The 24,153-nt window shown below is 67.5% G+C and carries 17 protein-coding genes; 5 read left to right on the top strand and 12 right to left on the bottom strand.

Annotation, left to right across the window (positions count from 1 at the left end):
* The first annotated feature begins 385 nt into the window (after positions 1–385).
* Together ABWW33_RS24785 and ABWW33_RS24790 are read left to right on the top strand one after the other, a co-directional pair.
* A complete protein-coding gene (locus ABWW33_RS24785) occupies positions 386–1,126 on the top strand; it encodes an NF038120 family PEP-CTERM protein (protein ID WP_353404166.1) in 741 nt (246 codons plus the stop codon).
* A 14-nt stretch (positions 1,127–1,140) separates the two neighbouring features.
* Entirely contained in the window at positions 1,141–4,296 is a 3,156-nt protein-coding gene (locus ABWW33_RS24790; protein WP_353404168.1) for a S8 family serine peptidase, read from the top strand.
* A 54-nt stretch (positions 4,297–4,350) separates the two neighbouring features.
* Here the strand turns inward: ABWW33_RS24790 and ABWW33_RS24795 are convergent, their stop codons facing one another.
* From ABWW33_RS24795 to ABWW33_RS24815, 5 genes are all read right to left on the bottom strand, one after another.
* Complete coding sequence (locus ABWW33_RS24795) at positions 4,351–4,779, bottom strand: hypothetical protein (RefSeq protein ID WP_353404170.1); 429 nt, start codon at positions 4,777–4,779, stop codon at positions 4,351–4,353.
* A gap of 29 nt (positions 4,780–4,808) precedes the next feature.
* Positions 4,809–5,816: a hypothetical protein gene (locus ABWW33_RS24800; RefSeq protein WP_353404172.1), complete on the bottom strand. Its 1,008-nt coding sequence runs from the start codon at positions 5,814–5,816 to the stop codon at positions 4,809–4,811.
* A gap of 62 nt (positions 5,817–5,878) precedes the next feature.
* Entirely contained in the window at positions 5,879–6,928 is a 1,050-nt protein-coding gene (locus ABWW33_RS24805) for a hypothetical protein (RefSeq protein WP_353404173.1), read from the bottom strand.
* 50 nt (positions 6,929–6,978) lie between these two features.
* Positions 6,979–8,130 carry a TIGR04552 family protein gene (locus ABWW33_RS24810; RefSeq protein WP_176655460.1) on the bottom strand — a complete coding sequence of 384 codons (1,152 nt, stop codon included), beginning with the start codon at positions 8,128–8,130 and terminating at the stop codon, positions 6,979–6,981.
* A gap of 93 nt (positions 8,131–8,223) precedes the next feature.
* A complete protein-coding gene (locus ABWW33_RS24815; protein WP_176655461.1) occupies positions 8,224–9,363 on the bottom strand; it encodes a branched-chain amino acid ABC transporter substrate-binding protein in 1,140 nt (379 codons plus the stop codon).
* Positions 9,364–9,486: 123 nt separating this feature from the next.
* On the opposite strand from ABWW33_RS24815, the gene ABWW33_RS24820 reads away from it, so the two are divergent.
* Complete coding sequence (locus ABWW33_RS24820; protein ID WP_353404174.1) at positions 9,487–10,887, top strand: GntP family permease; 1,401 nt, start codon at positions 9,487–9,489, stop codon at positions 10,885–10,887.
* On the opposite strand, the gene ABWW33_RS24825 is transcribed toward ABWW33_RS24820, so the two are convergent.
* Entirely contained in the window at positions 10,829–11,629 is an 801-nt protein-coding gene (locus ABWW33_RS24825; protein ID WP_353404175.1) for a DNA-formamidopyrimidine glycosylase family protein, read from the bottom strand. The genes ABWW33_RS24820 and ABWW33_RS24825 overlap by 59 nt on opposite strands.
* 169 nt (positions 11,630–11,798) lie before the next feature.
* Here ABWW33_RS24825 and ABWW33_RS24830 point away from each other — a divergent pair, with 169 nt between their 5' ends.
* Positions 11,799–13,460 carry a M28 family metallopeptidase gene (locus tag ABWW33_RS24830; protein ID WP_510182393.1) on the top strand — a complete coding sequence of 554 codons (1,662 nt, stop codon included), beginning with the start codon at positions 11,799–11,801 and terminating at the stop codon, positions 13,458–13,460.
* Between the two features lie 100 nt (positions 13,461–13,560).
* Positions 13,561–16,305 (top strand): M16 family metallopeptidase, encoded by a 2,745-nt coding sequence (locus ABWW33_RS24835; protein ID WP_353404176.1) that lies wholly within the window; start codon positions 13,561–13,563, stop codon positions 16,303–16,305.
* Positions 16,306–16,337: 32 nt separating this feature from the next.
* On the opposite strand, the gene ABWW33_RS24840 is transcribed toward ABWW33_RS24835, so the two are convergent.
* The 6 genes from ABWW33_RS24840 to ABWW33_RS24865 form a co-directional block, all read right to left on the bottom strand.
* Positions 16,338–16,820: a PAS domain-containing protein gene (locus tag ABWW33_RS24840; protein WP_176655465.1), complete on the bottom strand. Its 483-nt coding sequence runs from the start codon at positions 16,818–16,820 to the stop codon at positions 16,338–16,340.
* 17 nt (positions 16,821–16,837) lie between these two features.
* Positions 16,838–18,436, bottom strand: a complete 1,599-nt coding sequence (locus ABWW33_RS24845) for a methyl-accepting chemotaxis protein (RefSeq protein WP_353404178.1) — start codon at positions 18,434–18,436, stop codon at positions 16,838–16,840.
* A 27-nt stretch (positions 18,437–18,463) separates the two neighbouring features.
* On the bottom strand, positions 18,464–19,513 hold the full coding sequence (locus ABWW33_RS24850; RefSeq protein ID WP_176655467.1) for an ABC transporter ATP-binding protein: 1,050 nt from the start codon (positions 19,511–19,513) through the stop codon (positions 18,464–18,466).
* Positions 19,514–19,547: 34 nt separating this feature from the next.
* The gene (locus ABWW33_RS24855; RefSeq protein ID WP_353404179.1) at positions 19,548–21,758 is read right to left on the bottom strand and encodes an ABC transporter permease; all 2,211 of its coding nucleotides are present in this window, start codon (positions 21,756–21,758) and stop codon (positions 19,548–19,550) included.
* 99 nt (positions 21,759–21,857) lie between these two features.
* A complete protein-coding gene (locus tag ABWW33_RS24860) occupies positions 21,858–22,877 on the bottom strand; it encodes an ABC transporter substrate-binding protein (protein ID WP_353404181.1) in 1,020 nt (339 codons plus the stop codon).
* A 19-nt stretch (positions 22,878–22,896) separates the two neighbouring features.
* Positions 22,897–24,066: a porin gene (locus tag ABWW33_RS24865; protein ID WP_353404182.1), complete on the bottom strand. Its 1,170-nt coding sequence runs from the start codon at positions 24,064–24,066 to the stop codon at positions 22,897–22,899.
* Between the last annotated feature and the right edge of the window lie 87 nt (positions 24,067–24,153).

Here is a 24,153-nt window from a genome sequence, read left to right on the forward strand (position 1 = left end):
GGCTTTTTTTTTACCCCGCCGGTTGTCGTTCGATGACCGCATAAAATCATCTTTATATACGCATTTAGCGGACGATGACTATTTTTTACTGGTTATTTCAATGCGATACGAATTTTCAGTATCTTTGCTGTTTTTTGTGAAATAACAACACAAATATACCAAAATTAACATGATTTTGTGACTAGTGGATGACCTCGCTTACATAGCGCCAGCCGTATTTTGTTTGGTTTTATTGAAACATAAGAAAACAATTAAGCTTAGCATTTCAGCATTGCTGCGGTGCTCGTTTGATATATTAATTGTTACTTTTTAAAAAGTAGAAACGGGTACCAGCTGGCGCACAGACCGGGCGGGCCATGGCTTAACCAAACCACAAGGCAAGAGAATGAACCATTTCACGCAACTGAAAACGATCGGCGCCGCTACGTTCGGCGCGTTGGCGCTGATGGGCGCCGCACCGGCCATGGCGGACACCATCAACTTTGAAACGATAGGCTCTGCCATCTACAACGGCACCGAGACCTTCAGCGAAGCCGGCTACAACATGACGGTCATCGATACCCCGGCCAGCGAGACCGGCACCGGTTTCGCCGGCGGCGTCGGCAACGGCAGCGATCCCTACCTGTGCGAAATTGCCGCGTGCCCGACCGGCAACGGCAGCTACTTCTACATGGGTCTCAACGACGGCACCCTGAAGGTCAGCCGCGCCGACAACCAGGCATTCCGCCTTTACAGCGTGGACTACGCCTTCCTGCCGCCGGTCGGCGGCCTGGCCGGCTATTCCTACGGCCAGATGACGGTGGTGGGACAAAAGGTAGGTGGCGGCACGGTCTCCTTCAACTACGATTTCCCGGCGCTGATCGGCGGCCAGTCGCCCTTCCTCGGCGCCGCGTTGAGCCATGACTTCGGCAGCACCGCCTTCAGCAGCGTGACCATCGGCGCCTGCCTGTTCGACGGCGCCAGCTGCGTCCACCCGGCCGGCAACCAGGCGCAGTTCAGCATCGACAACCTGAACCTGGCCGCCGTGCCGGAGCCGGAAACCTACGCCATGATGGGCCTGGGCCTGGCCGTCATCAGCCTGCTGTCGCGCCGCCGCGCAAAAAAAGCCGCTTCGATCAACGCCTGAGCACGAGACCATACATGAAACTTCGTCCTATTTCCTCCGCAGTCCTGATGCTGCTGGCGACGGTTGCCAGTTCGGCCTTCGCCGACGCCGAGCGCCATTCGTACATCGTGCAGCTGACCGACAAGCCGGTCGCCACCTACACCGGCCAGGTGGCCGGGCTGGCCGCCACCATGCCGCCGCAAGGCCAGCGCCTCGATGTCGACGCCGCCGACGTGCAGGCCTACCTCACCTACCTGGACGCCAAGCAGAACGACGTCATCAACACCATCAGCGCCGCCGAGATCACCCACAAGTACGACGTGGTGTTCAACGGCTTTGCCGCGATGCTGACCGACGATGAAGTGCGTGCGCTGAAAAAGAACAGCGGCGTGGCCGCCATCACCGCCGACTCGATGATGGAGCTCGACACCAGCTACACCCCGAGCTTCCTCGGCCTCGACAAGGCCGGCGGCCTGTGGGAACAGCTGGGCGGCAAGGGCGCGTCCGGCGAGAACATGATCATCGGCGTCGTCGACGGCGGCATCTGGCCTGAGCAGCCGAGCTTTGCCGACCGCGTCGACGACAACGGCAACCCCAGCCACAGCGGGGCGACCCGCGTCTACGATGCGCCGCCGGCCAGCTGGAAGGGCAGCTGCGACATCGGCGAAGGCTTCGGCGCCAACAACTGCAACAACAAGCTGATCGGCGCGCGCTACTACAAGGCGCCGTCGCAGACGCTGCACTGGACCGAGTTCCTGTCGGCGCGCGATTCGGTGGCCGGCACCGAAGGGTCGGGCGGCCACGGCGACCATACCGCCAGCACCGCCGGCGGCAACAACGGCGTGACGGTGACCACCGGCGGCGTCAACCTGGGCAAGATCACCGGCATGGCGCCACGCGCGCGCATCGCCGCCTACAAGGTGTGCTGGACCGACGGCGCCACCGCCAAGAACGGCTGCGCCACGTCCAACAGCGTCTCGGCGATCAACCAGGCGGTCAAGGATGGCGTCAATGTCATCAACTTCTCGATCGGCCCGAGCTCCGGCGGCGGCACCTTCAACGAAGCGACCGAGCAAGCCTTCCTGGGCGCGGCGGCGGCCGGCGTGTTCGTCGCCGCTTCGGCCGGCAACTCCGGTCCGACCTCGACCGCGCCGGCGCCGGCCTCCCACATCAGCCCGTGGCTGACCACGGTCGGCAACTCGACCCACAACCGTATCTACCTGGCCGACGCCGTGCTGGGCAGCGGCGCCACCGTCAGCGGCGCCTCGGGCAACGCCAACACCCCGTCGGCGCCGCTGATCCTGGCCAAGGACGCCGGCCTGGCCGGCGTCGATCCGGCCGACATCAATCTGAGCCGCTGCTTCGGCGCGGCCGACGGCCAGCCCGCCCTGCTCGATCCGGCCAAGGTGTCGGGCAAGATCCTGGTCTGCGACCGCGGCAACAACGTGCTGGTCAACAAGAGCGCGAACGGCAAGACCGCCGGCGCGGTCGGCGTGATCATCGCCAACGTGGAGGGCGGCGCCACCACCATCCTGAACCAGGCGCACTCGATCTCGACGATCCACATCACCAAGGAAGACGGCGCGGTGGTCAAGAACTACATCGCCGCCAATCCGGCCGGCGCCACCGGCTCGCTGGGCAACCTGCACGCCGCGCTGGACGCCACCGTCAAGGCGCCGATCATGAACGGCTCGTCGTCGCGCGGCCCGAACGTGGCCAACGCCAACATCCTCAAGCCCGACCTGACCGCGCCCGGCACCGACATCCTGGCCGCCGTGTCCGCCGACCTGACCCGCGACCAGCGCAATGCCGTAGCCGCCGGCGGCGTGGCGCCATCGGTCAACTGGGCGTTCTACACCGGCACCTCGATGGCGTCGCCACACGTGGCGGGCATCGCCGCGTTGCTGAAGCAGCGTCATCCGGACTGGACCCCGGCCGCCATCAAATCGGCGCTGATGACCACCGCGACCGACACCTTCGCCGACGGCCAGAACGGCGCCATGGCCTGGGACGCCACCGCCCGCACCACCGGCACCCTGCCGTGGGGCCAGGGCGCCGGCCATATCGCGCCGACCTCGGCGGCCGATCCCGGCCTGGTGTACGACATCGCGCCGGTCGACTACGTGCGCTTCCTGTGCGGCCAGAACCTGGTCTACACGGCGGCGCAATGCTCGGCGGCCGGCGGACCGATCACCGCGCAGAACCTGAACCTGGCTTCGCTGACGGCCGGCAACGTCCTCGGCTCGATGACGCTGACCCGCACCGTCACCAACGTCGGCGCCACCAGCGCGACCTACAACGCCGCCGCTTCGGTACCGGGCTACACGGTCGACGTGCAGCCGGCAACGCTGGTGCTGGGCGCGGGCGCCAAGGGCACCTTCACGGTCAAGATCACGCGCACCAACGCGCCGATCGACACCTGGGTCTACGGCAAGCTGGTATGGACCGACGGCGTGCACACGGTGCGCAGCCCGCTGACCGTGCGCGGCAGCGCGCTGGCGGCGGCAGCGTCGGTGTATAGCGAAGCGACCACCGGCAGCAAGATCCTGACCGTGGGCACCGGTTTCGCCGGCAGCATGAGCAGCGTCAAGGGCGGCCTGATTCCAGCGGTCCAGGAATCGCGTGTCGTCGGCCAGGCCAACACGGCGGCCAACACCACCAGCCAGTGCGCGGCGGGCGGCGCAACCGGCGTCAACGTGCATACGGTGACCATCCCGGCCGGCACGCTGATGGCGCGCTTCGCGCTGTTCGACGCCGACACGACCGGCAACGGCCACTCCGACCTCGACCTGGTCGTGGTCAAGGGCACGACCGCGGTCGGCAGCAGCGGCGGCTCGACCGCCAACGAGGCGTTGCAGCTGCTGGCGCCGGCGGCGGGCGACTACAAGGTGTGCGTGATCGGCTATGCGCCGGTGGGCGGCCAGGCGACTTATGCACTGTCGAGCTGGGTGGTGCAGCCTACTTCGACCGGCGGCAACTTCAAGGTGCTGATGCCTGGCGCGGCCACCATCGGCGGCACCGCTTCGGTGGGCATGAGCTGGTCCGGCCTGCCGGTGGGCAAGCGTCACGTGGGCGTGGTGAACTACCTGATCGGCGGCGTCAAGCAGGGAACGACGGTGATCGATGTCGACACCACCGATCCGCTGCCGCTGTTCCAGAGCGCACGCAGCAAGCCAGTGCTGGCCGACTGATTGTTCCGGCTGTAGGAAGAAGGGCCCCGCAGGCTGTTTGCTGCGGGGCTTTTTCTATTGCTGGCTGCCGCCGCCAGGCTGGCCGGGCTGCAGCGTCCTGAGTTCGCAGCGGCCGGCGTGGCAGGTGGCGCCGGGATCCGGCGTCACCTGGCAGGTGGACATCAGGCCGGCGCGCGCGTCTTCGTCGCGGCGGGCTGCCGCGTGTTGTTCGACCAGTTGTTTCAGCTTGGCGGCGTCGGCGTTCTTGTCCGACCAGGCCAGGTAGCTTTCCGGCCCGCCGCAGGCCTTGGCGCCGACACCCATGCTGTGGCACTGGCTGTCGCGCTCGCAGCTGTTGGCTGCATTGGTGGACTGGATGCGCTGCCATAGCGCGGCGCTGCCTTCGCTGCCTTGGACGGCCGGCGGCGCGCTGTTGCAGGCGGCTGCAACCAGCAGCATCAGGCCGGCGCCCGCCAGACGGAGAAAGTGGGGATAGGTTTTCATCAAGCCATGATGATCCTATGCGGCCGGCTTTACAAGCGTTCGCTCAAACGGGCCTTGCGGGCGACGCCGTCCGGTCCGAACAGGATGACGAAGTCGGCATACGCCGGCGGATCGCGCCGGACGGCCGACGGGTAGCGGTAGCGCCACACCTGGTAGCCGCTGTCGAAGCGCTGCACGGTGGCCGGACCCAGCGCCGCGCGCATCTGTTCCATGCCGCGCAGCCCGGGGGCGACGGCGGTGTCGGCGGCGCCGGGCGGATCGTCCATGTAGTCGAATTCGAGCAGCGTATCGTCGGACCAGCCGCGGTCCCACACCGGCGCATAGTAGCTGCGGTCCAGCAATACCTGGCAGTCGCAGTAGGGCAGGGTGTCCGGCGTTTGCGTGCCGCCCGCATACAGCCGGTCGAACGGCAGCATCTCGCTGCGCGCGCCGTCATGCAGCGTGACGCCGAACAGCGGCCGTTCGCTGAAGAACAGGTAGTTGCCGTCTGGCGCGTTGCAGACGCGGTCGGCATCGGTGAACAGTTCGCCCAGCCAGGCAAACAGTTTGGCGTTGTTCGACAGCAGGCCGGCTTCGACGCCGACGCGGCATTCCAGCCGCAGGTCGCCCAGCCGCCGCATGCCGGCCGGCACGTTCGGGCTGCGCACCTGCGCACGCCAGGTCAGCGTGCTGGTCTTGCTGCTGGCCACCAGTGCCGCGTCCTGCTCCAGCGCCTGGGCGTTGCGTTCCAGCGTGAAAGTGTGATCGGCCGCCACTGTCACCGGCAACGACAGCGTGTCGCCGACCACGCGCAGGGTGATGCCGTCGAGCCGCGTGGTGGGCAGGCGCGGCAGCAGCTCGAAGCGCAGCGTGGACTGCGGCGCCAGCGCGCGTTCGCGCTGGTAGCGGTCCATGCCGGCGATCATCTTGCGGTAGGATTTATCGACCGGATCGCGGGTGGCCGTCACCGTCACCCGCTGGGGCGGGGGCTCCTGGCCGAACGCCGCGCCGCCGCACAGCGCGGCGGCCAGCAGTCCGGTGCACAACAACGCGCGCATCGTCGCTCTCCCTGTCCGAAAAGCACATGGTAGAGCCGGCGCCGTTTTAATGGCGCACTGTTTTACAGGTGGTTCAAGGTCCAGTTGCCGGAGACGCCGGCGCCGGCGCTCCACGTGCCGTTGATGGTCAGCGGCGATTCGAAACTGCCGCTGAAGACGGGGCCGGACACGCCGCCAGAGCTCAGCGAGAATGTTACCTGGCCGCGCGCGTCGACGCTGCCGTGGATGCTGAACTGGCCGCCGCCGCAGGCCGCATCCAGCACGCCGTCAGTGGAGATCTGCCCGGAGCAGCTGCCGCTGTACGAGCCGGAGTACGAGCCGGACCACGGACCGGCGAAGCGCTCGACATTCAGGCTCTGGCGTCCGCGCTTGGCGTCCGCATAGCCTTGCAGTTCTATCGCGGCGGTGTAGGAGCTGACTTTGCCCTGCGCCGTCGTCGACGTGCTGCTGTAATTTTCCTTGACGACGCGGCGTGTGACGCTGTCCCGCCAAATGGTGGACTCAGTCGCCGTCTTGTTTCCGCTCGCATAGCTGGTGCTCGCGCTGGAGACAACCTTGAGCGTCTTGAAGGTGCCTGCGGCAACCGTCAGCGTTTCCTCGGCGACGACTTCGCCGTGTCGCGTGCCTGCGGTGGGATAGGTGCTGGGCGTGCATCCCGCCGAGTAGGTCGGAGCGGGCGCCAGCGCCGTGGTCCAGCTGACGCCCACGGCGAGGTCTTTCAGGCTGGTGCCGGTGGGGGATGCGTACGTCGTGGTGCAGGCGCCGTTGATGAAGCTGCTTGTGCTGCCGTCGGCCCTGAGTATGCTCGTGGCGCGCCGTATATAGGCATCGTCGTTGGTGCTGGTCTCCGACCATGTGCCGTCGCCGTTGACGGACGTCGGGATGTCGACATACCACAGCAGCGGCGCCGGCGGCGCGGTGTTGCCCGGCGAGGTGTTCACATAGACTTCCTTGTAGGAATAGAAGTCGCCCATGGCGGGCTGAAGATCGACCTTGGGCGTGGCGTCCGGCGCTGGCATGGACGGGGCGGCGGTTCCGGCGGAGCCGCCGCCGCAAGCGGACAGCAACACGGCAAGGCCGGCGATCAGTAGGGGAGTGCGGATAGGTAGCATGGCGTCCTTTTTCAAGAGGGCGCCATAGTATAGGGATTGCAGCCAGTTGTCTAGTTTGCAACCTGGCCGTCGATCCAGCGTATCAGGTCGCGGCCGAGCACGCGGGTGCGCGCGGTGTCGACCTGGCGTTTCTTGTAGGCGTCGTGGCTGGCCGGGCCGGTCAGGCTGCGCTGGTAGCTGGCCTCGTCCATCAGCTGGATCTCATACTCGAAGAAAAAGCCGACGTCGTAGTCCTGCTCCGGGCCGGCATCGAGCTGCTGCACGTGGATCATCTTGCGCACCGTGACCTGGATGCTGTTGAAGCCGCTGCCGCTGTGCGGGTTGTCGCACCGGGTTTGCGGCTGCGCCAGCTCGGCCAGTTCGGCGTCCATGGTGCGCAGCAGCTCCACCGGATAGTCTTCGCCGCTGTGCTCGAGCTGGGCGCGGTATTTGTTGAACACCTGCTTGGCCGCTTCCAGGTCCAGCAGCGTGTTGCGGGTGCGCTCGGCATCGACGTTGGTGACCGACAGCAGGTGGGCGCGCTGCAGCGTGCGCAAGGCCAGCAGGCATTCGAAGCGGGTGGCGAACACCAGCCGCACGCCGAGATGGTCGAAGATGTCGGCGGCCAGGTAGGCGGCTTTTTGCAGCAGCTTGAGCAGGATGCTGTTGCGGCCCTTGTTGTCCTTGCGGTCGTAGTGCAGCATCGGCAGGCACATTTCGCCGTCGGTCAGGTAGTGGCGCTCGCCGTCGTGCCGTATCACTTCGTCGAGCGTGCCGAACACCTGGGCGCGGATGGCGTGGAAGTGGCGCAGCTTGAGGTTGTTGTCGATGTAGAAGATGCCGTGCATGACCTTCAGCACCGCGCACGACCACATGCGCCGCGCGTCGACGTGCTGCACGCGCAGCGAGGCGTACACCAGCAAGTGCAGCGGGTCGTCGGGATGGCTGACCTCGGCCGGGATCAGCTCCGCCTGCTCGGGCGTGAGGAAGGTGCACAAGATGAAATCGACCGCCTCGCGATGGGCGCGTCGTATCAGCACCGGCGCGGCCGGCTGGTCGAGGTCGAAGCCGTATTCGCGCACGAACTGGCGGGCGTCGTGCAGATTGCGCAAGGCCAGCGCCCCCAGGTCGATCGCCGACACGCCGTTGGCGATTGCGTTGAGATAGTTCCAGTTCAGCGAGAACTTGCCGCCGCATTTGAGCGAGGCTTTGAGTTCGGACATGGCATCAGGCGGAGGCTGCGATAATTCAGTATCGCAGCCTCGTCAGGCCAGGTCAATGCTGCACCGCCGCAGGCGCAACACCGGCCGGCGGCGTCAGCGCACCACGTCGAGCTTGGTCTTGCGGCCGCCGCGATAGGTGTAGATGGTCATGGCCGCGTCGGCCAGGTCGCCGTTGGCGTCGAAGGCGATATCGCCGGTCACGCCCCGGTAGCGTACCTTGGCCAGTTCCGGCAGGTAGCGCCGCGGGTCGGCCGAACCGGCGTTGCGCATCGCCGTCGCCAGCACCATCACGGCGTCGTAGGCGTAGGGCGCGTAGGTTTGCAAGGTCAGCTTGTAGCGCTGCTGGTAGCGGGCGACGAAGTCGGCATAGCCTTTTTCCTGCGCCCCCGTGACGCCGCCGGCCACGGCGCAGGTGACGAGGTTGTCGCCCGAGGCGCCGGCCGACAGCTCGCCCAGCCGCTCCGAGCAAATGCCGTCGCCGCCCATGAAGCGGGCGTTGATGCCGAGCGACTTCATCTGCTTGAGCAGCGGCCCGGCCACCGCGTCCATGCCGCCGTAGAACACCACGTCCGGCTGGCGGCCCTTGATCTGGGTAAGGATGGCGTTGAAGTCGGTGGCGCGGTCGTTGGTGTACTGGCGGCTGACCACGTCGGCGCCGCCCGCCGCCTTGACGCCGCGGATGAACTCGTCCGCCAGGCCCTGGCCGAAGGCGGTGCGGTCGTCGATGACGGCGATGCGCTGGGCCTTGAGCGTGGTGACCGCGTAGCGGCCCAGCGCGGCGCCGACCTTGCTGTCGCTGGCCACCAGCCGGAACGCGCCCTTGAAACCCTGGTGCGTGTACTGCGGTGTGGTGGCCGACGGCGTAATCTGTGGAATGCCGGCGGCGTTGTAGATGCGCGAGGCGGGCACCGTGGTGCCGGAATTGAGGTGGCCGACCACGCCGGCCACGCCGGCGTCGACCAGCTTTTGCGCCACCGCCGTGCCCTGCTTGGGATCGCCGCCGTCGTCCTCCGCCACCAGCACCAGCTGCACCTTCTTGCCGGCGATGGTGAAGCCGGCGGCGTTCAGGTCTTCCACCGCCATGCGGGCGCCGTTCTCGGTATCCTTGCCGAGGTGAGCGCTGGGACCGGAGACCGGCGAGGCGCTGCCGATGCGGACGACCTCCTGCGCTTGGGCGCCGAGGCAGGCCAGACTGACGGGCAGCAGGATCAACAGCGGAGTGGTCAGGCGCATGCGTGGTCCTTCTCAAAAGTGATAGGTTGCAACCATTCTAATGGCATATCGCAGCCGTGCAGCGAGCGCCGGCGTTTGACTCTACAATATGCGCCAACCAAAACAACGCCGCCCGGAGCCCGCATGTCCTTCCTGATCGTGCTTGCCGCACTGATATTCCTGATGCTGGCCGCGTATCGCGGCTACAGCGTGATCCTGTTCGCTCCCGTGGCCGCGCTGGGCGCCGTGCTGCTGACCGATCCGGGCGCCGTGGCGCCGGTGTTCAGCGGCATCTTCATGGACAAGATGGTCGGCTTCATCAAGCTGTATTTCCCGGTGTTCCTGCTGGGCGCGGTGTTCGGCAAGCTGATCGAATTGTCCGGCTTCTCGGAATCCATCGTGGTCGCGGCGATCAAGTACATCGGCCGCTCGCGCGCCAACGCGGTGATCGTCACTGTCTGCGCCTTGCTGACCTACGGCGGCGTGTCGCTGTTCGTGGTGGTGTTTGCCGTGTATCCGTTCGCGGCCGAGCTTTACCGCCAGAGCAATATCCCCAAGCGCCTGATGCCGGGCGCGATCGCGCTGGGGGCGTTTTCGTTCACCATGGATTCGCTGCCGGGCACGCCGCAGATCCAGAACATCATCCCGACCACCTTCTTCAAGACCACCGGCTGGGCTGCGCCGTGGCTGGGCACCATCGGCTCGCTGTTCATTATCGTGGTCGGCCTGTCGTTCCTGGAGTGGCGCCGCCGCGCGGCGATGGCCACCGGCGAAGGCTACGGCGCCAGCGTGGACAAGGACCAGCCGCGCGCCGACACCGCCGGCCTGCCGCATCCGCTGCTGTCGCTGGCGCCGCTGGTGCTGGTCGGAGTGGCCAACTTCACGCTGACCAAGCTGATCCCCGGCTGGTACGGCGAATCGTACGCGCTGACGGCGGACGCCTTGCCCGGCCTGCACGCGCCGGTCACCTTGCCGATCAAGGCGGTGGTCGGCATCTGGGCGGTGGAGGGCGCGCTGCTGCTGGGCATCCTGCTGGTGGTGGCGACCGCGTTTGGCCGCGTCCGCAGCAGGTTCGCCGAGGGCACCAAGGCCGCCGTCGGCGGCGCCCTGCTGGCGGCGATGAACACCGCTTCGGAATACGGCTTCGGCGGCGTCATCGCCTCGCTGCCGGGCTTCCTGATGGTCAGCGACGCGCTGCGCAGCGTGCCCAATCCGCTGGTCAACGCGGCGGTGTCGGTCAGCTCGCTGGCCGGCATCACCGGCTCGGCCTCGGGCGGCATGAGCATCGCGCTGGCGGCGATGTCGGACGCCTTCATCAAGGGCGCGCAGGCGGCCAACATCCCGCTGGACGTGCTGCACCGCGTGGTGGCGATGGCCAGCGGCGGCATGGACACCTTGCCGCACAACGGCGCCGTGATCACGCTGCTGGCCGTCACCGGCCTGACGCACCGCGAATCCTACAAGGAGATTTTCGCCATCACGCTGATCAAGACAACGGCGGTGTTCTTTGTGATCGCGGTCTACTATCTGACCGGGCTGGTGTAAGCGGCTGCGGATATTGCCGCTGGCAGCTGGCGCAGAAAAAGCTGCGGCGGTGGGTCTTGCCCAAGTGTCCCTTGTGAAAGGGGATGTCGCAGCGTGGACAGATTTTCCTGGTGTGCGCCAGCCAGTGCTGCTTCAGCACATAGGCTTTCTTCCATGTGAGGAAATCGAAACTGTATGCGCGCGCCTGCGCCACCAGTTCGCGCAGCTTGGCTGCGGGCAGCGCGCCCACCGTCGACAGCGGATGTACGCGGATGCGGAACAGCACCTCGTTCTTGATGATGTTGCCGACGCCGGCGAAGATGGCCTGGTCCAGCAGCGCGTCGCACGCCAGCGTGTCCGGCGCCGCGCGCAGCTTGGCCAGCGCCAGCTTCGGATCCCAGGCATCGTTCATCACGTCGCCGCGCCAGTCGTACTCGCTGTCCAGGTCCTGCGCCACCGGCTTGACCGAGCAGGCGTAGAAATTCAACTCCCCGCCGTCGTCGAAGCCCAGGCTCAGGCGCGGCGCCGTCTCCTTGCGCTCGTTGATGCGGTAGCTGCCGAACATCATCAGATGGATGCGCAGTGCCAGATCAGGCAACTGGATCAGGAAATGCTTGCCCCAGGTACGCAGCGCGAGCACCGGCTGGCCTTCCAGCGCGGCGTAATCGACCGCCTTGCTGTTGCCGCTGGCGCGCACGATGGTGCGGCCCTCGAAGCCGGCGGCCTGTTCGCGCAGTATCACTATTGATGGACCTTCTGGCATGACGGCCTCCGGCGTATTGTGTGGATTTCATTGTGCGCTGCGGCAGCGGTGTCTACCGTGCGCTGCACCACCATGGGGCGAGTACGGTTGTCGCTTTATGTTGATTGCCGGTTAGTTGATTTCATGTCAGTATTGCCGGGCAGTTTAAAAATAATTATGGAGACTTGATTTGAAAAACACCATGCTCATTTGTTCGCTGATAGCAGCCGCCACCGCGCAGGCAGCCAGCGGGCCGGAGTTCGATGCCAAGCGTTTGTCGCAAGATGTCAAAGTGCTGTCGTCGGATGAATACGAGGGCCGCGGCCCGAATACGGCCGGCGAAACCAAAACCGTCAACTACCTCATCGAGCAGTTCAAGGCCGCCGGCCTGCAACCGGGCGGCGATTTGCTCAAAGGCCAGAAGACCCAGCGCAGCTGGACCCAGGATGTACCGCTGGGCCGCTTCGAGATCAAGGGCCCGGTCAAGCTGACCGTCAGCGACGGCAACACCAGCCAGGAATTGAAGCAGGGCGACGACATGGCCGTGCGCGCCGCGATGAACGGCAGCAGGCACGTCGACTTCCGCAACGCGCCGCTGGTGTTCGTCGGCTACGGCGTCAACGCGCCCGAGCGCAAGTGGGACGACTTCAAGGGCTTCGACCTGAAGGGCAAGCTGGCGGTGGTGCTGATCAACGATCCCGACTTCGAGACCGGCGTCGGCGACTTCGGCGGCAAGGCCATGACCTACTACGGCCGCTGGACCTACAAGTACGAGGAGATGGCGCGCCGCGGCGCGCTGGGCACCATCATCGTCCACGAGACCGCGCCGGCTTCCTACGGCTGGCCGACGGTCAAGAATTCCAACACCAACGTCATGTACGACATCGTCCGCAAGCAGCCGGGCATGGCGCACGCGCCGATGGAAGCGTGGATACAGCGCGACCTCGCGGTCGACCTGTTCAAGCGCGGCGGCCAGGATTTCGAGGCGCTGAAGAAGCTGGCGCAAACCCGCAACTTCAAGCCGGTGCAGCTGAAGGCCGTGACCCTGTCGGCCAGCTATGCGGTCGACGCGCAGACCATCGTGTCGAAGAACGTCGCCGGCCGCATCGTCGGCGCCAGCCAGCCCGGCCAGACCGTGATGTACAGCGCGCACTGGGACCACCTGGGCATCGGCCAGCCGGACGCCAAGGGCGACAAGATCTACAACGGCGCGGTCGACAACGCCACCGGCATCGCCGCGCTGCTGGAACTGGCGCGCGCCTACGGCAAGGCGCCGGCACCGGCACGCAGCGTGCTGTTCCTGGCGGTCACCGCAGAAGAGAAGGGCTTGCTCGGCTCCGAGTACTACGCCGCCAATCCACTGTATCCGCTGGCCGAAACGGCCGGCATGATCAATATGGATGCGCTGAGCCCGTACGGCCCGGCGCGCAACTTCACCATCTCCGGCAGCGCCAAGCTCGATCTGCTGGACCAGCTGGTGGCCAAGGCCAAACAGTTCGACCTGGCCTACGCGCCCGATCCGAAACCGGAAGCGGGCCACTTCTTCCGTTCCGACCACTTCCCGCTGGCCAAGCGCGGCGTGCCGGCGATCTCCTTCGGCTCCGGCGACGACTGGGTCGACGGCGGCCTGGCGGCCGGCCGCAAGGCGGAAGAGGACTACAACAGCAACAACTACCACCAGCCGTCCGACGAGTGGAGCGCGCAATGGCCGTTCACCGGCATGGCGCACGACCTCGGCATGCTGTACTCGCTGGGCCGCGACCTGGCTGAATCGAAGGACTGGCCGAACTGGGCGGCGGACGCCGAGTTCCGCGCCGTGCGTGACGCAAGCTCGTCGCGCCGCACCAGGTAAAAGCTTTTGCTATTTGCTTAAAAAGCAATAGAATGAGACGCGCCCGCTGTAAAGCCGGCGCGTCTTTTTTTTGCAGGTTCACTATCAAGGAGCTACGCGCATGACTATGTCTCTTCGCCGCACCATCCTGGCGGCATCCATTGCACTGTTATCAGCCGGCGCCCTGCATGCCGCCGACATCGCCATCCCCGACATCCCGTACACCAAGTTCGTGCTGAAGAACGGCCTGACGGTGCTGGTGCACGAGGACCACAAGACGCCGGTGGTCGCGATCAACACCTGGTACCACGTCGGTTCCAAGAACGAGAAGGCCGGCAAGACCGGCTTCGCCCACCTGTTCGAACACCTGATGTTCAGCGGCAGCGAAAACTTCGACAAGGTCTACCTGCCGGCGATGGAGCGCATCGGCGCCAACAACCTGAACGGCACCACCAACCAGGACCGCACCAACTATTTCGAGAACGTGCCGACCTCGATGCTGGACTACGCGCTGTTTGCCGAGAGCGACCGCATGGGCCACCTGCTCGGCGTGCTGGACCAGAAGAAGCTGGACCTGCAGCGCGGCGTGGTGCAGAACGAGAAACGCCAGGGCGAAAACCAGCCGTACGGCGTGGCGTATCAGCTGCTGACGGAAAACACCTGGCCGGCCGGCCACCCGTATTCGTGGACCGTGATCGGTTCGATGAAGGACCTGGACGCGGCCTCGATGAGCGACGTGCAGGAATGGTTCAAGACCAACTACGGCCCGAACAACACGACGCTGGTGATCGCCGGCGACATCACGCCCGAGCAGGCGCGCGAGAAGGTCGAGAAATACTACGGCGAGATTCCGCCCGGCCCGCCGCTGGCTAAGCATGAGGCGTGGATCGCCAAGCGCACCGGCACCCATCGCGGCACCGTGCAGGACCGCGTACCGCAGGCGCGCGTCTACCGCGTGTGGAACGTGCCCGGTTCGAGCACCGCCACCGAACCGCTGCTGGACCTGGGCGCCTACGTGCTGGGCGGCGGCAAGACTTCGCGCCTGTACAAGCGCCTGGTCTACAAGGACCAGCTGGCCACCACCGCGACCGCCAGCAACGACTCGTCGGAGATCGCCGGCCAGTTCGACCTGACCTTGACCGCGCGCCCAGGCGCCGACGTGGCGAAGATGGAGCGCGGCGCCGACGAGGAATTGCGCGCTCTGATGAAGTCCGGCCCCAGCGCGGCCGAGCTGGAGATCGCCAAGACCGCGATCCTGGCGCGCTTCACCCGCATCGTCGAGCGCGTGGGCGGCTTCGGCGGCAAGAGCGACCTGCTGGCGTCCTGCACCACCTACACCGGCAATCCCGATTGCTACAAGGATTACCTGAAGGCGATCAAGGCGGCCACGCCGGCGCAGATCAAGCAGGCCATGAACGAGTGGCTGGCCGACGGCGACTACGTGCTGGAAGTGCAGCCGTTCCCGGCCAGCCTGGCCGCCAACGGCAAGCTGGACCGCAGCAAGGAACCGGCGCTGGGCAAGCCGGAATCGCTGAACCTGCCACCGATGCAAAAGGCCACGCTGTCGAACGGCCTGAAGGTGGTGCTGGCCGAGCGCCATGCCGCGCCCATCGTCAACCTGTCGATGATGGTCGATGCCGGCTATGCCTCCGATTCGCAGGACCTGCCCGGTCTGGCCGGCCTGTCGCTGCGCATGCTGGAGGAGGGCACGCCGACCCGCGGCGCGCTGAAGATCAGCGAGGAGTTCGAATCGCTGGGCGCCAACTTCAGCAGCTACAGCAACCTGGACGGCGCCTTTGTCCAGCTCAACGCGCTCAAGGCCACGCTGCCGAAGGCGCTGGACGTGTATGCCGACGTGCTGCTGCATCCGGCCTACGCGCAGACCGAGCTGGACCGCCTGAAGAAGGACCAGCTGGCGGCGATCCAGCGCGAGAAATCCAACCCGCAATCGATGGCGCTGCGCGTGATGCCGGCGCTGATCTACGGCAAGGGCCACGCCTACGCGCTGCCGCTGACCGGCTCCGGCACCGAGGCGGCCGTGGCCCGCATCGGCCGCGGCGACCTGGTCAAGTATCACCAGACCTGGTTCAAGCCGAACAACGCCACGCTGCTGGTGGTGGGCGACACCACGCTGGCGGAGATCACGCCTTTGCTGGAGAAGGCTTTCGGCGGCTGGAAGGCCGGCGACGTGCCGAAGAAAAACGTGGCGCAGGTGGCGCCGCCGGACAAGCCGGTGGTCTACCTGATGGACAAGCCGGGCGCGCTGCAAAGCGTGATCTACGGCGTCCAGCTGGCGCCGCCGCGCAACGCGCCGGACGCGGTGCAGCTGCAGGTGGTCAATAACATCTTCGGCGGCGTGTTCAGCTCGCGCATCAATATGAACCTGCGCGAAGACAAGCACTGGTCGTACGGCGTGCGCAGCAGCCTGCCGGCGGCGGTGGGCCAGCGCCTGTACATCAGCAGCTCGCCGGTGCAGACCGACAAGACGCGCGAAGCGCTGCAGGAGCTGGTGAAGGAATATGGCGGCATCGCCGGCGCCCGGCCGATCACGGCCGACGAGCTGGTCAACGCGCAGACCAACGAAACGCTGAACCTGCCGGGCTCGTTTGAAACGGCGGGCCAGCTGGCCGGCGCCTACAGCGCGATCGTGCAGTACAAGCTGCCGGAGAACTACTACAACACCTTCACCCAGACGGTGTTGTCGATGACGCCCGAGCAGGCCAACGCGCTGGCCGCGCGCACCATCGTGCCGGGCAAGCTGACCTGGATGGTGGTGGGCGACCTGAGCAAGGTGGAAGCCGGCGTGCGCGAACTCAACCTCGGCGAAGTGCGCAAGATCGACGCCGACGGCAATCCGGTGCCGTAAGCGCGGATCGCGGCGCCTGTCGCCGCCCTGGCCTACAGGGCGGTGATGAAACGGCTGAAGACGCCTTGTTTGACCACCACGCCGTCGCGGATGCTGAGCCGGGAATTGCCGTCCAGGATGGCCCGGTAGGCTTGTTCGGCCCGGGCCACCCGTTCCGGCGCGGGCATGGCCAGCATCGCGGTGTAACCGACGACTTTGCCGTCCTTTAACAACGGCGCGGCGCTCGCTTCGACCCAGTAGTAGTCGCCGTTCTTGCGGCGGTTCTTGAGCATGCCGGTCCAGGTGCGGTCGTGCCTGATGGCGCGCCACAGATCCGCAAACGCGACGGCCGGCATGTCCGGATGGCGCACGATGTTGTGCGGCGCGCCCAGCAGTTCTTCCTCGGAAAAACCGCTGACGCGGACGAAGTCGCTGTTGACAAAGGTGATATATCCCCGCAGGTCGGTTCTCGACACCAGGTTTTCCGTCTCCCGCAGCAGGTATTGGGCGCCGGTGACGGGCAGGTTGCTACGCATGACTTTTCTCCAACCGCCTACAGGGACTTCGCGGTACGGCCCGGGGCGGCGACCAGCTGCCGCTGTCCGGCGTCGCCGGCCTCGAAGCGCGCCACCACCCGCGCCAGCCCGGCCGACTGCAGGCGCAGGGTGGCGGCGGCGTCGCTGGCCTGTTCGACCATCGCGGCGTTTTTGCGCGTCATCGCGTCCATCGCCGCGATCGCGTGGTTGAGCTCCTCGATGCCGGCGCTCTGTTCGCGGCCGGCCGCCGTGATCTCGCCCACCAGCAGCGCCACCTTGCGCACCGACGCCACCATGTCGGCGATGGTGGCGCCGGCGGCGTCGACCAGGGTGCCGCCGGCGTCGATCTGCGCCACCGACGCGGTGATCAGCGCGCGGATTTCCGTGGCGGCGCCGGCCGAGCGCTGGGCCAGGTTGCGCATCTCGGCCGCGACCACCGCGAAACCGCGCCCACCCTCGCCGGCGCGGGCCGCCTCGACCGCCGCGTTCAGCGCCAGGATGTTGGTCTGGAACGCGATGCTGTTGATCACGCCGATGATGTCGACGATCTTGTTCGAGCCGCTGCGGATCGCCCCCATCGTCGCCACCACCTGGCCGACCACCTGGCCGCCGCGCTGCGCGGCGTCGGCGGCGGCCGCGCCCAGGGTGTTGGCCAGCGCGGCGTTGTGGGCGTTCTGGCGCACGGTCTCGGTCAGCACCTGCATCGACGCCGCCGTCTGCCTCAGCGAACCGGCCTGCGATTCGGTGCGCGTCGACAGCTCGGCGTTGCCGTCGGCGATGTCGTCGACGGCCAGCGAGATGGCCGCGCTGCCGCGCTTGATCTGTCCGAGCGCGTCGGCCAGGTTGGCCTGCATGATCTTGAGCGCGGCGATCAGTTTGCCGGCCTCGTCGTTGCCGCCGGCGGCGATGACGGCGGTCAGGTCGCCGCTGGCGATGGTGTCGGCGATGCGGTTGGCGTGGCGCAGCGGCACGGTGATGGTGCGCGTGATGTGGAGCGCCAGGCAGGCGCCGGCGGCGATGGTCAGCAGGCCGGTCACCAGCATGGCGGCGCGCGTGAGCCGGTAGCTGTCGCGGAACGCGGTATGGGTGTCGTGCATGGCGTCCTGCTCGGCGGTGGTCAGGCTTTCCAGCGCGGCCATCCAGCGCAGATGCAGCGGCGCGTAGCCGCCCTTGAGGCGGGCCGCGGCGTCGAAGTAGTTGCCGTCGGCGACCAGCCGGCGGATCTCGGCGATGGCCGGCGTCACGGCGGCGCGGCTGGCGGTGACGGCGCGGATGACGGCGGCGTCGCCGCCGCCGTGGCGCAGCGCGGTTTCGGAGCTGGCGTAGCGGGCCAGGGCGGCGTCGAGCTGGACGGTGGCGCGCTCGCCCTCGGAGGCGTCGGTGGGGGCGGCCACCTGGCGCAGCGCCAGCGCGATGGCGGCGCCGGCCTCGCGCATCTCCAGCGCCTGACGCAGGCCGCCGACGCGCTCGGTGACGATGTGCTCGGCGTCGGCGTTGAGCGCGCTGATGCGCCACAGGCCGAGCGCCAGCAGCGCGCTGGCCAGCAGCAGCACCAGGCCGAAGCCGAGCGCCAGCCGGGCGCCGATGCTGCCTTTGGACAGGGAAAGAGAGACCATGGAATGCTCCTCAGCCGCCGCGCGGCGTTATGCGATCAGAACCGACACACCGGTCTCGTGCAACGACAGGCTGATGGTCTCGGCCGGGGCGCGCGGCCGCGCCATGCGCGGACAGACCACGAACAGTTCGCCGATCTCGGTGTCGATGGTGTATTCGTAGATGCCGCCCAGGTAGGTCGACTTGACGACGGTGCCGGCCAGCGGGTGCTCGCCGCGGTCGCCGACCTGCCAGGCCTCCGGCCGCACCGCCACCTTCACCGGGCCCGGCGCGCCGGGCGCAGGCTGCCGCCGCGCCGGCAGCGCCAGCGGACCGAGCCAGACGCTGCCGTCGGCGCGCGCCTGCGCCGGCAGCAGCAGCGCCTCGCCCATGAAGCCGGCCACGAATTCGCTGTTGGGCCGCTCATACAGGTCGGCCGGCGTGCCGGCCTGGGCGATCATGCCGTCGCGCATGACGATGATCTGGTCCGACACCGCCAGCGCCTCGCTCTGGTCGTGGGTCACGTACGCCACCGTCAGCTTGAGGCGTTGCTGCAGCGCGCGGATCTCGTCGCGCATCTGGCGCCGCAGGCGGGCGTCGAGGTTGGACAGCGGTTCGTCGAACAGCAGCACGGCCGGCTCGAGCACCAGCGCCCGCGCCAGCGCCACGCGCTGCTGCTGGCCGCCGGACAGCTCGCCCGGCCAGCGGGCGCCGAAGCCGCCCAGGCCCACCGTGGCCAGCGCGGCCTCGGCGCGCCGCGCCGCCTCGTCGCGGCCGACGCCGGCCACCGTCAGTCCGTAGCGCACGTTGTCGAGGATGGTCATGTGCGGAAACAGCGCATAGCTCTGGAACACCAGGCTGACGTTGCGCTGCGCCGCCGACAGCGTGGTGACGTCGACGCCGTCGATGAGGATGGCGCCGCTGCTGGGGCTTTCCAGCCCGGCGATCATGCGCAGCGTGGTGGTCTTGCCGCAGCCGGAAGGGCCCAGCAGCGTGGTCAGCGTGCCCTGCGGCACGCAGAAGTCGATGCCCTTGACGGCCAACTGGCCCTGGTCGGTGTAGCGCTTGGTGATGCCTTTGAATTCGATGCCGTTTTTCATGGTGTACTCCGTAAGGGTGGGGCGGGGGCGGCGCTCAGGCGCGCGCCGCCTGCGGGGCGATGGCGCGGCGGCCCAGCTTGCGCTCGCCCACCAGCAGCTGGATCAGGCCGATGGCGGCCAGCATCAGCAGCGTCAGCACGGTGCAGTAGGCCAGCGCGACGCCGTAGTCGCCGTTGCCGACGCGGCCGATGATGAAGGTGGTGGCCAGCTCGTGTTCCGCGCTGACCAGGAAGATCACCGACGACACGGTGGTCATGGCGCGCACGAAGGAATACACCAGCGAGGCCACCAGCGCCGGCCGCAGCAGCGGCAGGATCACCCGCCGCAGCGACGTCAGCGTCGAGGCGCCCAGCATCGAGGAGGCTTCGTCGAGGCTGGCGTCGATCTGCTTGAAGGCGGCCGCGCCGGCGCGTATGCTGACCGGCAGGTTGCGGAAGATGAAGCACAGCATGATGATCAGGCCGCTGCCGGTCAGCTCGAACGGCGGCACGTTGAAGCGCATCACGTAGGCCACGCCCAGCACCGTGCCGGGGATGGCGAAGGCCAGCATGGCCGAGAATTCGAACGTGTCGCGGCCGCGGAACTTGACGCGGGCGATCAGGTAGGCGATCAGCAGGCCGACCATCGCGGTCAGCGGCGCGGCGCCGCCGGCCAGCCGCAGCGTGGTCCACAGCGAGTCCCAGGCGGCGCCGGTCAGCACCGGGCCGTGTTCCCAGGCCAGGCCGAAGGCGGTGCCGAAATGCTGCAGCGTCAGGCTGTAGTCGCGGCCCCAGGTGCGGATGAAGCCGCCGGCGAAGGCAAACAGGTAGATCACGATGGTCAGCGCCAGCCACGGCAGCGCCAGGCCCATGGCCAGCCTGCGCACGGGGGCGGGCAGCCGCGGCGGGATGCCGTTGTCGCCCTTGCCCGACATGCTGGTGTAGCTGCCCTTGCCCAGCACGCGGCGCTGCAGCGCGAACACGCCCAGCGCGAAGCCGGTCAGGATCAGCGCCAGCGCGGCCGCCTTGCCCTGGTCCAGCTGGGCGCCGACGATGGCGAAGAAGATCTCGGTCGACAGCACGGCGAAGTTGCCGCCGACGACGATAGGGTTGCCGAAGTCGGCCATCGATTCGATGAAGCCGACCAGGAAGGCGTTGGTCAGGCCCGGCAGCAGCAGCGGCAGCGTGATGCTGAGGAAGGCCTTCATCGGCGCCGCGCGCAGGGTCTGCGCCGCCTCTTCCAGCGTCGGCGCGACCGCCTGCACCACGCTGCGCATCATCAGATAGGCGATCGGCGTGAAGGCCACCATCTGCGCCAGCCACACCCCCTTGGCGCTGTAGAACCAGCGCGACGGCTCGATGCCGAACAGCTGCTGCAAGGCCTCGTTGACCAGGCCGGCGCGGCCGAACAGCAGGATCAGGCCCAGGCCGACCACGAACGGCGGCGTGACGATGGGCAGCGTGGCCAGCATCTGCGCCAGCGGCCGGGCGCGCACCAGCGCGCGCTCGGTCAGCAAGGCCAGCAGCGCGCCCAGCACGGTGGTGCCGGCCGCGGTGGCCAGCGCCAGGAACAGCGTGTTCCACGCCACGCCGCAGGCGCGGCCGGCGCCCAGGCAGCCCAGGCCCCAGATGCGGGTGTTGAAGATGCGCTCGGCCGCCATCGGCAGGTTCAGCGCGCCGTCCTCGCCGAACAGCGCGCCCGCCAGCATGGTCAGCACCGGCAGCGCGATGAACAGCATCAGCAGCGCGGCGCAGAACAGCACGGCGCAGGCGACGAAGACGTCGCCGCGGAAGTAGCCCAGCCGCGCCACGCCGTTGGCCAGCAGCATGACCAGCGCCACCAGCAGCACCAGCGCGCCCCAGCCGAAACCGGCCTGTCCGGCCGCCGGCGGCAGCGCGGCGCTGACGGCGGCCGGCAGGGTCCAGCCGCCGGCGCCGACCAGGAAGCCGCCGGCCAGCAGCACCAGCAGGCCGAGCGTGGCGGCGGCGGCCAGGCCCATGCCCTGGCGCCGGCGGTTGTTGCCGCGCAGGGCCAGCGCGCACAACGCCAGCGCCGCCAGCGGCGCCCACAGCCAGGCGCGCTGGTAGCGCGCGGCCTGGTACCAGGCGCTGGCGGTGTCGGCCTGCCCGGCCATGTGGCCGGCGTCGCGCAGCCAGTCGAAGCCGTCGGGCAGCGCGTACCACGGCAGCAGCAGCGCCGCGCACAGCGCCAGCCAGATCCAGGCGCCGGCGCCGGCGCCGGCGCGTAAGAGTGTTTTCTTGTTCATGTCTATCTTCCGGGCGTGTCGCAGCGCGCGCCGGCTGTCGAGGCCGGCGCGGGACACGCAAAGGGTGGAACCAGGCGGGCCGCCGGCGGCGGCCGCTCGCTAGTTGGCGTTGACTTCCTTTTCCCAGCGTTCAAGCAGACGCTTGCGCTCGGAAGCCTTGCCGTATTTCTCGAAGTCGTAGTTGATCAGCTTGATGCGCTTGATGTCCGGCACGCGTGGATCGACCTTGGCGTCCTTGTTGGACGGCAGCTGGAACTGCTTGGCCGCCGCGCCCAGCTCCTGCGCCGGGGCGGTCAGCGCCCAGTCGTAGAACTTCTTGGCGTTGGCCAGGTTGCGCGCGCCCTTGACGATCGACATCGAACCGATCTCGTAGCCGGTGCCCTCGCACGGCGTGACCGACTTGACCGGGAAGCTCTGCAACACCTCGCCCGGCACGTCGTGCACAAAGCTGATCGAGATGGTGTTTTCGCCGTGCGACACATTCTTCAGCGGCCCGGTGCCCGAGCGCGGATACTGGCTGATGTTCTTGTGCAGGCCCTTCAGGTATTCAAACGCCTTTTCCTCGCCGGTCAGCTGCACCAGCGTGGCGATGACCAGGTAGGCGGTCCCGGACGAGTTCGGGTTGGCCATCTGGATCTCGCCCTTGTAGCGCGGATCGACCAGGTCGGCCCAGCACAGCGGCGCCTTGAGTTTCTTCTTGGCCAGCAGCTCGGTGTTGTAGGCGAAGCCGAGCGGACCGGAATAGATGCCGACCGTCTTGTAGCCGGCCTGCTTGGCCTGCGCCGCCGCCCACTCGCGCAGCAGGTTGATGTTGGGCGACTGGTAGCCCAGCGTCAGGTCCTTCTCGGCCGCCTGCAGGTGCGGGTCGCCGGTGCCGCCGAACCAGAGGTCGGTCTTCGGGTTGGCCGCCTCGGCGGTCAGCTGGGCCAGCGCCTCGCCGGCGCCTTTTTGCACCATGTTGACCTTGATGCCGGTGGTACGGGAAAAGGTGGTCTGCACCAGGTTGCACCATTCGGCCTGGACGCCGCAAATCACGTTGATCGTGCCCTGGTCGGCCGCCATGGCGGGCGCGGCCAGGAAGGCCAGCGCGCAGGCGGCCGGCCATCGATGGATAGTCATGTTGTCTCCTGTGGCGGGGTTAGAAGGCGTAGCGCAGGCCGATGCCCGAGCCGGTGGCCTTGGCGCCGGCGGCCGGGCCGACGCCGCCCGAGTCGAAGTCGTACTTGCCGCGCGCCTTGTTGCGCACCTGGGTGACGAAGGCCTCGAGCATCATCTGCTTGTTGAAGTTGTAGTTGTAGGTCAGCACCCAGTTGCTGGCGCCGGTGTCGGCGCCGTTGCAGGCCGCGCCGCTGGCCAGGCTGCAGCGGATGTCGCTGCCCTGGCCGTAGCCGCCGTACACGGCGTGCTTGCCGAAGTTGTGCTTGGCGCCCAGCACCCAGCCGGTTTTCTTCAGGCTGGTCTTGGCGGCGCCGGTGGCGTTGGCGTCGGTGAATTCCATGCGGTCGTAGCCGAGCGCGAGGGTGGTGTCGGCGCTCAGCGCGTAGCGCAGGCCGAAGCGGAAGTCGCGGTCGCGGGTGCTGTGGTCGGTCGAGGCGTTCAGCGTGCCCTTGTCGTTGCGCTGCTCCTGCGACAGGCGCAGGTCGAACGGGCCGTTGACGTACTGCAGGCCCAGGCTGTAGCTCTTGTCGTCGAGGGCGACGCCGTTGGCGGTGCTGGCCGCGCTCTTGTTCTCGTTGGCGCTGAAGTAGGCGCGCGCCGACAGGCCGGCAAATCGCGCCGATTCAAACGCCAGCACATTGTCCAGGCGGATGTTGAACGGCGTGGCCAGGCCGGTCTGGCCGCTGGCGCCCGACAGCATGCCCTGGTCGTCCTGCAGGCCGGCGCCCATCGGCGAGAAGTCGGCGGTGCCGCTGTTCCAGCGCGCGGCCGCCGTCATGCGGCCCAGCTTGAAGGTGCCGACGTTGTCGATCGCCAGGCCGACAAAGCTGTCCTTGGCGTTGCCGAACATGCCGGCGCTGGTGTTGCCGCTGGCGTTGTCGACGTTGATGCCGGTGGTGTACTGGGCCAGGCCGGTCATGCCGTCGCCCAGCGCCATCGAGGCCTTGACGCCCAGTTCCGAGCTGACGTTGCTGAGGCGGTACCTGGCCGGCTTGTCCTGGGTCGGAGTGGTGCTGCCGCTGGTTTCGACCCGCTCGAACTGGGCGTCGGCGATGCCGTACACGGTGGTGGTGGACTGGGCCTGGGCGTCGGCGCTGACGGCCAGTGCGGCGATGGCCGCGCACACGGCGGCCTTGGTGTTCTGGTGCATGGTGTCTCCTTCGTGCGACGCTTGCAGCGCCGCGTTTTTTTATGTGCCGGTCGCTCGCCAGGGCTGGAATGCGGCTGCCGGATGAAC

The sequence above is a fragment of the Duganella hordei genome (genome assembly GCF_040369125.1).
GTDB classification, from domain to species: Bacteria; Pseudomonadota; Gammaproteobacteria; order Burkholderiales; family Burkholderiaceae_D; genus Rugamonas; species Rugamonas hordei.